Genomic DNA, 14,000 nt, shown 5'->3' on the forward strand with positions numbered 1-14,000 from the left:
TTGGTTATTCACCTTAATTTTTTTAAAATGAAAAAAACATTACACTTCAGCAATAATATACAAAATATAAAAAAAGGATTATTCTTAATTCTATTTATATTTTCATGTTTACTTGGCTCTTCACAAACCATTACTCCGACCAAAACCGTTACTGTAAGACCTGGCGTATGTGGCAAAATTGACGTGGAATTAAAAATCCAAGGAACTAATCCTGTTTCAAGACCTCTTGAAGTTGTTTTAGTTATTGACGTTTCGGGTAGTATGGATGATGATATTCAAAATGACTCTAAGAATCCTTTAGAGCATGCACAAGATGCTGCAATTGATTTCATCAACCAAGTATTTCTTCCAGCAAATAATCCAACAACTAAAAATAAAATCGCCATTGTCACATATGGCAATAATGGTGTTATTGTAAAAAATTTACTTCCTTCAGCAAACAAACAAGAACTTATAAATGCAATTAATGCTTTAAATGCAAATGGAAGTACTAACATTGAAGGAGGGATAAAAAAAGCTAGTGAGGAATTGAACGCAAATGGCACATTTGATTGTATTACCTCTAGAAGTATTATACTATTGACTGATGGTGTAGCTAATAGAAATAATGCAAGTGGCGATAATTGTACAAATGGTCAGAATGGAACTTGTATTCAAAGTGCAATTATAGCGGCTCAAGCTGCAAAAACAACTACAAAACCAAGTGGAGATTATAATAATCAAATATTTTCTGTAGGCCTTTTCGGGGCGATTTCAGGAACAGATCAAATTAATGCTCAATATACCCTAGACAATATTCAAACTGCAGGAAAATATTATACTGAAACTGCAGCAGATTTGACTACTATATATACAAGTATATCGACACAACTCTCTTGGGTTGCTCAACAAATTACAGGCACCCCATTTGGCAAAGAAACCGTAAGTAACGATTTTACAATTGGCGCTGTTACTCCTTCAAAAGGAACAGCATCAGTTTCAGGACAAGTTATTTCTTGGAATATAGATTTCTTAAATGTTGAAACTATTACCTTAAAATATGAATTGACTCCAAAATCAAATGTCTGCGGGACAAAAACGGTCAATACTGCTTCAAGGCTTGATTATAAAAATTCATCATGTACAAATACATTCTTGGACATTTCGACACCTTCTACAAATGTTCCCTGCCCTTCAGTTAATTTAACTTCGCAAACTAATGTGGATTGTTTTGGAGCAAGCACTGGTACAATAACAGTTAGTAATGCCACTGGGGGAACAAGTCCATATATTTATGCTTGGAAAAAAAATGGTCTAGCGTATGCCACAAACACTCAAAACTTAACAGGATTGGGTTACGGCACTTATACCCTTATTGCAACAGATGCAAATGGATGTGCTTCAAGTGAATTATCGGTAACAATTACACAACCAACTTCAGCTCTTACTGTGACAAAAGCTTCCCAAACAGATGTTTTATGTTATGGAGAAGCAACTGGAGCTATTAGTATTACAGCTTCTGGTGGAACAGGAGCATATAAATACGACTGGAATGATTTAGTTGGAACAAATGATATTGAAGACCGTACAGGATTAGCAGCAGGAACCTATACTGTAATTGTGAAAGATGCAAACGGTTGCTCTTCTAATGAATTATCTGTAACAATAACGCAACCTGCTTCTGCTGTTACTGTTGTAAAAAACTCAAAAACAGATATCTTATGTTATGGAGAATCAACTGGTTCTATTAGTATTACAGCTTCTGGTGGAACAGGAACTTATACTTACGACTGGGATGATTTAGCTGGAACAAATAATATTGAAGACCGCACGGGACTAGCTGCAGGAACATATACCGTAACTGTAAAAGACGCAAATGGATGTAGTACTGCAGCATTGTCTGTAACTATTACCCAGCCTGCATCTGCAGTTACAGTGGTGAAATCTTCACAAACAGATGTTTTATGCTATGGAGCATCAACCGGAGCAATTGACATTACTGCTTCTGGCGGAACGGGAGATTATACATACGACTGGGGCGATTTAGCGGGAACAAATAATAGTGAAGACCGCACAGGACTACCAATTGGAACTTACACTGTGACTGTGAAAGATGAAAATGGATGTGCTTCAAGTGAATTATCGGTAACAATTACACAACCAACTTCAGCTCTTACTGTGGCAAAAGCTTCCCAAACAGATGTTTTATGTTATGGAGAAGCAACTGGAGCTATTAGTATTACAGCTTCTGGTGGAACAGGGGCATATAAATACGACTGGAATGATTTAGTTGGAACAAATGATATTGAAGACCGTACAGGATTAGCAGCAGGAACTTATACTGTAATTGTGAAAGATGCAAACGGTTGCTCTTCTAATGAATTATCTGTAACAATAACGCAACCTGCTTCTGCTGTTACTGTTGTAAAAAACTCAAAAACAGATATCTTATGTTATGAAGAATCAACTGGTTCTATTAGTATTACAGCTTCTGGTGGAACAGGAACTTATACTTACGACTGGGATGATTTAGCTGGAACAAATAATATTGAAGACCGCACGGGACTAGCTGCAGGAACATATACCGTAACTGTAAAAGACGCAAATGGATGTAGTACTGCAGCATTGTCTGTAACTATTACCCAGCCTGCATCTGCAGTTACTGTGGTGAAATCTTCACAAACAGATGTTTTATGCTATGGAGCATCAACCGGAGCAATCGACATTACTGCTTCCGGTGGAACGGGAGATTATTCATACGACTGGAGCGATTTAGCGGGAACAAATAATAGTGAAGACCGCACAGGACTACCAATTGGAACTTACACTGTGACTGTGAAAGATGAAAATGGATGTAGCACTGCGGCATTGTCAGTAACTATTACCCAGCCTGCATCTGCTATTAGTGTAGTAAAAACCTCCAAAACAGATGTTTTATGTTATGGAGAATCAACTGGAGCTATCGATATTACAGCTTCTGGTGGAACAGGAGATTACACATACGACTGGGCTGATTTAGCAGGAACAAATAATATTGAAGACCGTACAGGATTGCCCGCAGGAATGTACACTGTGACTGTGAAAGATGAAAATGGTTGTAGCACTGAAGCATTGTCTGTAACTATTACCCAGCCTCAAGCGACTTTGACCTGCTCAATTACGCAAGACAAAGCCGTCTCTTCTAATGGTCTGAGTGATGGACAAGCAACTGTAACTCCTCTTGGAGGAAGCGGTGGATATTCTTTCTTATGGGATGATGGTGAAACAACTCAACAAGCAACTGCTCTTAATGCTGGTTCACATACTGTCACAGTTACTGATTCTAATGGATGTAAAACCACTTGTGAAATTACAATTACACAACCTAACGTATTATCATGCAGTGTTACACAAAATGCTCCCGCCAAATGTTATGGCGACAGCAATGGTGTGGCAACCGTAACTGCCATTGGCGGAAACGGTGAATACACTTACTTATGGGATAACGGTGAAACTACACAACAAGCTGTAGGTTTAAGCGCAGGTTCTCACACTGTTACAGCAACTGATAAATTAGGATACAAAACAACTTGTAACGTAACCATTGGACAACCGGAAGCAGCTCTAACCTGTTCAATTGTTCAAGATAAAGCGATTTCTTCCAATGGACTAAGCGATGGACAAGCAACCGTTACTTCAATAGGTGGTAATGGAGGTTACTCATATCTATGGGATAATGGAGAAACTACACAACAGGCTGTAGGCCTTAACGTAGGATTACACAGCGTTACCGTTACAGATTCTAAAGGCTGTGAAACTGCCTGTGAAATCACAATTACACAACCAGAAGTACTGTCTTGCAGTGTTGTACAGGATGATCCCGCCAAATGTTATGGAGAAAGCAATGGTGTGGCAACTGTAACTGCTATTGGCGGAAACGGAGAGTACACCTACTTATGGGATAATGGTGAAACTACACAACAAGCTGTAGGTTTAAGCGCAGGTTCACACACTGTTACAGTGACTGATAAATTAGGATACAAAACAACTTGTAACGTAACCATTGGGCAACCGGAAGCAGCTCTAACCTGTTCAATTGTTCAAGATAAAGCGGTTTCTTCCAATGGACTAAGCGATGGACAAGCAACCGTTACTCCAATAGGTGGTAATGGAGGTTACTCATACCTATGGGATAATGGAGAAACTACACAACAGGCTGTAAGTTTAAGTGCAGGTTCACACAGCGTTACCGTTACAGATTCCAAAGGTTGCAAAACCACTTGTGAAATCACAATCACTCAACCTGACATATTTTCTTGCAGTGTTGTACAAGATGATCCCACCAAATGTTATGGCGACAGCAATGGTGTGGCAACTGTAACTGCTATTGGCGGAAACGGAGAGTACACCTACTTATGGGATAATGGTGAAACTACACAACAAGCTGTAGATTTAAGCGCAGGTTCACACACTGTTACAGTGACTGATAAATTAGGATACAAAACAACTTGTAACGTAACCATTGGGCAACCGGAAGCAGCTCTAACCTGTTCAATTGTTCAAGATAAAGCGGTTTCTTCCAATGGACTAAGCGATGGACAAGCAACCGTTACTCCAATAGGTGGTAATGGAAGTTACTCATACCTATGGGATAATGGAGAAACTACACAACAGGCTGTAAGTTTAAGTGCAGGTTCACACAGCGTTACCGTTACAGATTCCAAAGGTTGCAAAACCACTTGTGAAATCACAATCACTCAACCTGACATATTTTCTTGCAGTGTTGTACAAGATGATCCCACCAAATGTTATGGCGACAGCAATGGTGTGGCAACTGTAACTGCTATTGGCGGAAACGGAGAGTACACCTACTTATGGGATAATGGTGAAACTACACAACAAGCTGTAGGTTTAAGCGCAGGTTCACACACTGTTACAGTGACTGATAAATTAGGATACAAAACAACTTGTAACGTAACCATTGGGCAACCGGAAGCAGCTCTAACCTGTTCAATCATACAAAACAAAGCTGTTACTTCCAATGGACTAAGCGATGGTCAAGCTACTGTTGCCCCAGTAGGTGGTAATGGAGGTTACTCATACCTATGGGATAATGGAGAAACTACACAACAAGCTGTAGGCCTTAACGCAGGATTGCACAGCGTTACCGTTACAGATTCAAAAGGCTGTAAAACCACCTGCGAAATCACAATCACACAACCCGAAGTACTGTCTTGCAGTGTAGTACAGGATGCTCCCGCCAAATGTTATGGAGACAGCAATGGTGTGGCAACTGTAACTGCTATTGGCGGAAACGGAGAATACACCTACTTATGGGATAATGGTGAAACTACACAACAAGCTGTAAGTTTAAGTGCAGGTTCACACAGTGTTACAATAACCGACAAATTAGGATACAAAACAACTTGTAACGTGACCATTGGACAACCGGAAGCAGCTTTAAGTGCTTTAGCAGTAATCATAAATAACAATAATTGTGTTGCTTGTAGTAATGGATCCATTGACCTAACAGTTTCAGGCGGAACAGCTCCATATAAATTCTTATGGTCAAATGGGGCCACTTCAGAAGATATATCTAGCTTACCAAATGGGACATACAGTGTTGTGATTATTGATAGTAAAGGTTGTAAAGTTAATTACTCTTATGTTATTTCAGAATCAAGCATCAATATTACCAAAGATGCTACCTATGTAGATAGCAATCAAGATGGCATTACCAATGTTGGAGATACTGTTACTTATAACTTTGTAGTTACAAATACTGGAAGTGTAGAACTTACCAATGTAACAGTTACCGATAATAATGCAACTATTACAGGTGGGCCAATTGCAACTCTAGCTGTTGGAGCTAGTGACTCAACAACATTCTCTGGTTCACATGTAATCACTCAAGAAGACATCAATACTGGATATGTTTACAACTTAGCTACAGCTACAGCAAAAGATCCAGAAGATAAACCTGTGACTGACACATCTTCTGACCCTACTCCTTGTACTACTTGTCCAATCAACCCTGAGTGTCCTGATTGCACAATTACACCATTAACTCAATCTCCTAGTATAAACATTACTAAAGACGGAACTTATGTGGATAGCAATCTAGATGGCATTACCAATGTGGGAGATGTGGTTACTTACAATTTCGTAGTTACAAATACCGGAAACGTAACATTAACCGACGTGACAGTCACAGACAACAATGCAACTATCACTGGTGGACCAATTACAACTTTAGCTGTTGGTGCGACAGATACTACGACATTCTCTGGTTCACATGTTATTACACAAGAAGACATCAATACTGGATATGTTTATAACTTGGCAACAGTAACATCCAAAGATCCAAACGGAAATCCAGTAACGGATACTTCGTCTGACTCTACACCTTGTACTACTTGTCCAATAGACCCTGAGTGCCCAGATTGTACAATTACACCACTAACACAATCACCTGGATTATCAGTAATCAAAACCGCTACTACTACAAGTTATAGCGTTGTTGGAGATGTAATTAATTATACCATAATTGTAAAAAACACTGGTAATACAACATTGCATCAAATAATCGTAAAAGACCCACTTACAGGATTAGACACGACTATAGATGTTTTAGCTTCTGGTGCGAGTTCAGAATATACACAAAGCTACACTGTAACCCAAGAAGATTTAAATGAAGGTTCTGTTACCAATGTTGTGACAGCTGATGGGTTAACACCAAATAACACTCCTATTAGCAGTACTGATGAAGAAATTGTCAATGAAAGAGCAAATCCAATTGATGCTGTAGATGACACTGCTGGTCCAATAGACGGAATTAATGGCGCCTCTAATGTTCTTAATGTATTCAATAATGATACTTTGAATGCTATTGCTGTAAACCCTGTCGATGTTACCTTGACTTTGGTAACACCAGACGCAACAGGTTATATGACAATGAATACAGATGGCTCTATAGATTTAAAAGATGGTACCCCGGCAGGAACTTATACCCTGGTATATCAAATTTGTGAAAATGCTAACAGTGGAAATTGTGATACTGCTACTGTTACTATAACAGTTATTTGTAATAATGCAACAAAAATTGCGGGTACAATTTTTAATGCTGGAACTAACACTCCTTTGGCAAATGTTCCAGTAAACTTAATCCCTCAAGGAACTACAACTGGTCCAATCTTAATTAGAATAACTAATGCACAAGGATATTATAATTTTACAGGAATGATTCCTGGAGATTATTTAGTGCAAGTACAAGATGCTAATTTAAATAGTGCATACCAATTGTATCCTGTAGATTCAAGTTTATTCTTTACAACGTTAGAAAATTGTATTTACCAAGCTCATAATTTTGGATATGATAAATCAGATTTACCCGTATTAGGAGACTTTGTTTGGTATGATACAAATAACAATGGTATTCAAGATGAATGGTTTGATGCCAACAATGATAATTTGGTGACTCAAAACATACCTGATGCCAATGGCTCATTTGATTATAGCAAATGGGAATGGATTGACCTTAATGGTGATGGAAGCTATCAAGGACCATTGAATGTTGGCGAATTGAATGCGGCGGGTTTTGGTAATGCTAAATCTTCAAATATATTTGTAACTGGTCCTAATAATTATTCAGATTCAGTAATTATCGGTATTCAAGGTTTCTGGAGAAACAGACCAGCAGCTGGTGCTTTCGGAGACTATAATGTAGAACTAAAAATGGATGCCAACTTAATAGCACAATCTTCAGCAATGAGTGCTACAGGATTGGTTAAAATCCTACCAAGTACAAGTAAAAATGGAAATTCGCCAAAAACTGGTAAACCATCTAGCTTTGAAGTTTGTGGGCCTACAAATACCAATCCACAAACGGCAGCTGTAACCGCTGATAATCAAGTTCATCTAGATATTGATTTTGGTATCAGTTGTAAAATGTTTGCCAATATACAACCGACTCCAGATCAATTTAGTGTGACACAATGCTCAATTGGTGATGCAATTCGTAATGCGTTAAGCAACGATTTATTGGATGGCTCTATAACAGATATTACGAAATTTAAATTTAAATTGTTAACAGCTATCGGACAAAATATTGTTATTGATGATAACGGAAATGTAACATTAACAAATGGTGTAGCTGTTGGTCAATATGTGTTTGAATATCAAGTTTGTGAAGTTGCAAATCCTACAAACTGTGGTACATCAACAATTACAATCAATGTTGCAGGAATTGATCCTATAACAATTACTAGTCCAGCATTTTGTAATGCAGATACAACACCGATTAATTTGACAAATTTATTACCTCAAGGTGTTCAAACAGGTGGAACTTGGGTGGACACTGATAATACGGGAGCATTAAATGGAAATATTCTAAATGCTTTTGGATTACCAGTAAACACATATCATTTTGAATACAAAATTACAGGTGATTGTCCAAGAAGTCTAACCCTCATAGTACCAATTAACGATGATTGTAAAGTACTTCCTTGTAAAACTATAATTGTACATAATGCTTTCTCTGCAAATGAAGATGGAAGAAATGATTATTTCCAAATTGAAAACTTAGAAAACAATGATTGCTATAGAAATATAAGAGTTGAAGTATTCAATCGTTGGGGGGTTTTAGTTTTCGAGAAAGATAATTATAACAATGAAGGTAATGCCTTTAGAGGAAGATCAGAAGGAAGAACAACCATTAATAAAAATGAAGGTTTGCCAACAGGAACATACTTTTATATAATAAGTTACGATACAGTTGATGGTCTTGGTAATACGCAAAATATTAAAAAAGATGGATTCCTCTATTTGGTAAAATAAATTGGTATTGAAAATACTCTGAGAATTAAACCCTCAGAGTATCTTCAACCAGCATTAATAAAAGACTACGATACAAAACAATAAACCCTCAAAACTCTGCTATTGAAAAAATAGCCAATTTAAACCAACAAATAACTAAGTATGAAAACAAAATTATTTTCAATCGTTATGATGTTTGCAGCCATTGCAAGTTATGCGCAACAAGATGCTCAATATACTCAATATATGTACAACACAATAAATGTGAACCCTGCATACGCTGGATCGAGAGGAGCATTAAGCTTTTTTGCTTTGCATCGTACACAATGGGTAGGCCTTGATGGTGCTCCAGTTACAAATACATTATCTGCAAACACTCCCTTTAATAATAGCAAATTGGGGTTGGGTGTTTCTATAATAAATGATGAAATTGGACCATCGACTACCAATTCAATATCAGCAGATATATCTTACAGCATACCTGTATCCGAATCATATAAATTATCATTTGGTGTAAAAGGAACTGCAAATCTATTTAGCATAGATGTGAATAAATTAAATCCAGGTGACCAAACTGATCCTCAATTTCAGAATTTTGACAATGAGTTTTCTCCTAATATAGGAGCAGGTCTTTATTTGCATTCACATAAAGCCTACATAGGTTTTTCAATACCGAACTTTATTGAAACAGATGCATACAATGACAATGATGTGGCGATTTATAAAGAAAAAATCAACTATTATTTGATTGGGGGATATGTTTTCGATTTAAGTTCTTCAATAAAATTCAAACCAACTTTCATGACTAAGCTAGTAGAAGGTTCTCCTTTGCAAGTCGATCTTTCTGGTAACTTCATGTTCAACGAAAAATTTATAGTTGGTTTAGCCTATAGATGGAGCGCATCAGTGAGTGCCATGGCCGGTTTCCAAGTTTCTGATGCATTCTATGTCGGATACGCTTATGATTTTGAAACTACTGAACTAGACAATTACAATTCTGGTTCTCATGAGATCTTTTTACGTTATGAGGTGTTTAAGAAAAACAGTAAAATCATAACCCCTAGATTCTTTTAGTTCCACAATAATTTGTCCATTTATCAATTAAATAAAAAAATCAACAAATGGTAATTACATCATAAAAAGTGTTTTCTCTTAATACAAATGTCATGAAAAATAAAATACTTCTTTACACCGTAATTATAAGTTTATTTTCATTCAATAGTTGGACACAAAAGAATGCTATTTCATTAAATGAAAAAAAAGCAAATGGATCAACTAATGGATCAACTAATAGTTTAGTGATGGATCAAAAAAATCATAATCCAAACATGAAAGTGAAATATTATCATGTAGAAGAAATTGTTCCAATGAAATTTGGAGGTCATAAAACAGTTTATAACGTAAGTAATCCAAAACTAATTAGAACATATGATTTAGGGCCAAATAGCAAACGAATTGTCACACCAGTATTTGCTGAAGGTAAACAAGACGAAAAAAATATTCTAAAATCGGATACAACGTTAAATATTGAAAATTCAAAACTTTCAATTTCTGAAGCACCTAAAAAGGTTGATTCTTATGCTTATATAGACATTATTAAAACATACGAAAGAGTTTCTGAAAAAGGATATGAATCTATAGATATGCTGAAAAAAGTGGGGAATTCTTATTTTTTTAATGATGAATTAGACAAAGCGGAAAAATGTTATACCAAACTTTTTAGCAAAACATCGGATTTAGAACCTGAATATTATTATCGCTATTCTATTGCACTGAAATCGATTGGCAAAACAGAAAAATCTAATGAATACTTAAAAAAATTCAATCAATTATCTAGTAACAATACTCGATGACAACACTTATAGTAATCAAAAATATTATTAAAGAGTCCTAAAAAATTAATATTATGAAAAACATTACAGTAATTTACTTAACGATACTCTGCTTCTCATCATTAAGCAATTATGCTCAAAAAGCTAAAGTAGCAAGTGCGGATAAAAAATATGACGATTACGCCTATATTGACGCAATAAAAACATATGAAAGAATTGCCGCAAAAGGATATCAATCACCTGATATGTTTCAGAAATTGGGTAATGCATATTTCTTTAATTCTGAATTAGATAAGGCTGCTAATTGGTATGGTCAATTATTTGCTTTAACTACAAATGTTGATCCTGTCTATTATTATAGATACGCCTACTGCTTAAGATCAATAGGAGATAATGAAAAAGCAAATGAAATGCTTAAAATCTACAATGAGAAATCAGACAACTCTAAAAAAGGAGAGCTTTATATCCAAGACGTGAATTTCTTAGATGAAATAAAAGAAAATTCTGGTCGATATAAAATTAAAGATGCTGGAATTAACACTAAATATACAGATTATGGCAGTTCTTTCTACAATGAAAATAAGCTAGTTTTTACTTCATCAAGAGATACAGGTAGCTTAGGACAAAGAAAGCATACTTGGAACGATCAATATTTTACAAATTTATATGAAGCAAACCTAAGTGGTGATTCATTAAGACCAGATAAAGCAAGTAAATTTTCAAAAAGTGTAAAATCAAGGTTTCATGAAGCGAGTGCTATTTTTACAAAAGATGGTAAGACCATGTATTTTACCAGAAACAATTACTTGGAAGGGAAAAAAGGAAAAGATGGTAATAAAGTTACATTAGTTAAATTATATAAAGCTAGTTTAGGGGACAAAGATTGGGAAAAAATTACGGAATTACCTTTTAACAGCAACAATTATAGTACTGCTCACCCTGCTCTTAGTCCTGATGAAAAAACATTGTATTTTGTATCTGATATGACTGGAACCTTGGGAGAATCAGATATTTTTAAAGTTAGCATCAATAGTGACGGTAGTTATGGTATTCCGGAAAATTTAGGAAAAAATATTAATACCGTAGGAAAAGAAACATTTCCGTTTGTAACCGACCAAAACGAAATCTATTTTGCTTCTGATACACATTCTGGCCTTGGAGGTCTAGATATATTTGTATCAAAAATTAAACCTGATGGAACTTTCGATGAGGTTCAAAATGTTGGAGCCGATGTCAATTCTCCAAAAGATGATTTTGCTTTTTTAATAAATACCAAAAATAAAATTGGTTTTTTCTCTTCCAACAGAGATGGAGGGAAAGGATACGATGATATTTATCAATTTTTAGAAACCAAACCACTTTGTAATCCTGTCTTAAGTGGAATTATAACAGAATTGATATCTTCACAAGTAGTACCAAATGCCAAAGTAACTCTTTATGATGACCAACATAAAGTAATCAATAGTGTTCAATCTGATTCTGATGGTAAATATTCATTTGCCGATTTACATAAGAAAAAAACATATAGTATAAGAGTTGAAAAAGAAGATTTCACAACTGCAGAACAAACAAAAACAATGCCTGCTGAGTGTAAGGCTGAATTAAATTTTGCACTTGAAAAAGCCTTGTGTAAAGTGGCAGTGGGTGACGATCTAGGTAAATGCTTCGGAATAAAATGGATCTATTTTGATTTAGATAAATCAAATATCAGACAAGAAGCTGCTCTAGATTTAGCCAAAATATTAGATGTAATGGCTGAATATCCAAATATGAAAATCGATATCCGTTCACATACCGATAGTCGTGCTTCTTTCAAATACAATAAAGGGTTATCTGAAAGAAGAGCAAAATCAACAAAAGATTGGTTAATTAAAAATGGTATTAATCCAAATCGACTAACCAGTAAAGGCTACGGAGAAACACAATTATTCAATAAATGTTCTGATGACGTACAATGTACAGAAGAAGAACATCAACAAAATAGACGTAGTGAATTTATCATTACGGCATTATAAAAAAGATATATTAAAAGCAAAAAACTACCATTTAGGTAGTTTTTTGCTTTTAATTAAATTTTAGAATTTAAATCTTAACGAAGATATTAGTATAGTATTTTTTTCCATTTGCTGGATTTTCTCTGATAGAAAGGCCAAAATGTGTAAAATCACCTTCTATATTTTGTTTGTGTCCTTCACTTTTTAGCCAAGCATCAAATGCACCTTTGGCACTATTGTAATTGTAAGCAATATTTTCACTTACATTTTTGGCATTAAGAACTTTCTTAATATTTGTTGAACGTGCCTCAAAATCATTATGATTTACAACATTATTGGCAATCATATAATTATCATGCTCTTCAGATTTATGCGAAATATGATTGATTTTTTCCAAGGCATTCAAACCTAAACTTACTCGGTAATTGTTAATCAAAGCCATTGTTTCCAATTCAACCGGACTATAATCATAATTCAAAACAATTGGTAAGGTTTCGGATGTTTCTTGTAATGAAGCGGAATCCTCTGCGGTACAGGAAACCATAAAACTCAAAATTGCAGCAAAAAAAGATAAACGAAGAAATTTCGAATTCATAAAAATAGTAGTTTAAATTTAAAGTAGATTGGGGGCAAACTGCTTTAATGTTAACGGTTTAGGGTAAATTTTAATCCAAATAAACTCACTAAACTTAAAACTACCAAATAAAATCGATGAACTACATATAAAGTATAAAAAAGAATACCATATTCCTACATTATGGAGCTAACCGAGAAATTTTCCATGAAAAATCTCCCTGAAGAGTATAACGAATTCTATCATGTAAACGATTCGGTCTTCCTTGCCAAAATTCTACCTCTAAAGGAGTTACTAAGAAACCACCCCAATGCTTTGGACGAGGAATTTCTTTTCCTTCAAAGTCTTTTTCTAATTGTTTTAAACTCTCTTCAAGGTAATTTCGAGAAGGAATAACTTCACTTTGATTGGAAACCATAGCACCTAATTTACTGCCATTTGGTCTTGATTCAAAATAACCATCTGAAATATTTTCAGAAGTCTTCTGGGCAATCCCTTTTATTATTACCTGTCGCTCCATACTTTCCCAAAAAAATGAGAGGCAAATTTTTGGATTATTGATTATAGCCCTACCCTTTTCAGAATTATAATTAGTAAAAAAAATAAAACCTTCTTCATTGAATTTTTTTAACAAAACAATACGTGATTTTGGAAAACCATCCAAGCCAATAGTAGAAACAGTCATCGCATTGACTTCACCAGCACCATCAAAATCTTCCTCTTCATGAAACCATCTATTAAAAAGGTTTATTGGATCTTCTGGGATTGACGATTCTAATAATTCACTTTTCTCATATGATTTTCTATAATTACTTAAATCATTCATTT

General features: G+C 35.2%; 6 protein-coding genes. 4 read left to right on the plus strand and 2 right to left on the minus strand.

What is annotated here, in order from left to right:
• Window positions 1-27 precede the first annotated feature (27 nt).
• The 4 genes from J2W95_RS05425 (at window position 28) to J2W95_RS05440 (ending at window position 12,619) form a co-directional block, all read left to right on the plus strand.
• Window positions 28-8,793, plus strand: a complete 8,766-nt coding sequence (locus J2W95_RS05425) for a DUF7507 domain-containing protein (protein ID WP_310004739.1) — start codon at window positions 28-30, stop codon at window positions 8,791-8,793.
• A 141-nt stretch (window positions 8,794-8,934) separates the two neighbouring features.
• Window positions 8,935-9,846: a PorP/SprF family type IX secretion system membrane protein gene (locus tag J2W95_RS05430; protein WP_310004741.1), complete on the plus strand. Its 912-nt coding sequence runs from the start codon at window positions 8,935-8,937 to the stop codon at window positions 9,844-9,846.
• A gap of 92 nt (window positions 9,847-9,938) precedes the next feature.
• On the plus strand, window positions 9,939-10,625 hold the full coding sequence (locus J2W95_RS05435; RefSeq protein ID WP_310004743.1) for a tetratricopeptide repeat protein: 687 nt from the start codon (window positions 9,939-9,941) through the stop codon (window positions 10,623-10,625).
• A gap of 53 nt (window positions 10,626-10,678) precedes the next feature.
• On the plus strand, window positions 10,679-12,619 hold the full coding sequence (locus J2W95_RS05440) for an OmpA family protein (protein WP_310004744.1): 1,941 nt from the start codon (window positions 10,679-10,681) through the stop codon (window positions 12,617-12,619).
• 67 nt (window positions 12,620-12,686) lie between these two features.
• Here J2W95_RS05440 and J2W95_RS05445 read toward each other — a convergent pair whose 3' ends face one another.
• Both J2W95_RS05445 and pdxH read right to left on the minus strand, forming a co-directional pair.
• Window positions 12,687-13,193, minus strand: a complete 507-nt coding sequence (locus J2W95_RS05445; protein ID WP_310004746.1) for a CAP domain-containing protein — start codon at window positions 13,191-13,193, stop codon at window positions 12,687-12,689.
• Between the two features lie 160 nt (window positions 13,194-13,353).
• Entirely contained in the window at window positions 13,354-13,998 is a 645-nt protein-coding gene (gene pdxH / locus J2W95_RS05450; protein WP_310004748.1) for a pyridoxamine 5'-phosphate oxidase, read from the minus strand.
• Between the last annotated feature and the right edge of the window lie 2 nt (window positions 13,999-14,000).

It is taken from the genome of Flavobacterium granuli (genome assembly GCF_031456055.1).
GTDB lineage: Bacteria > Bacteroidota > Bacteroidia > Flavobacteriales > Flavobacteriaceae > Flavobacterium > Flavobacterium granuli_A.

What these genes read in the sequence shown, in the direction of transcription:
- J2W95_RS05430 (WP_310004741.1), top strand. Translation starts at nt 8,935, where the DNA reads ATGAAAACAAAATTATTTTCAATCGTTATGATGTTTGCAGCCATTGCA.
- J2W95_RS05445 (WP_310004746.1), bottom strand. Translation starts at nt 13,193, where the DNA reads ATGAATTCGAAATTTCTTCGTTTATCTTTTTTTGCTGCAATTTTGAGT.
- J2W95_RS05440 (WP_310004744.1), top strand. Translation starts at nt 10,679, where the DNA reads ATGAAAAACATTACAGTAATTTACTTAACGATACTCTGCTTCTCATCA.
- J2W95_RS05425 (WP_310004739.1), top strand. Translation starts at nt 28, where the DNA reads ATGAAAAAAACATTACACTTCAGCAATAATATACAAAATATAAAAAAA.
- pdxH (WP_310004748.1), bottom strand. Translation starts at nt 13,998, where the DNA reads ATGAATGATTTAAGTAATTATAGAAAATCATATGAGAAAAGTGAATTA.
- J2W95_RS05435 (WP_310004743.1), top strand. Translation starts at nt 9,939, where the DNA reads ATGAAAAATAAAATACTTCTTTACACCGTAATTATAAGTTTATTTTCA.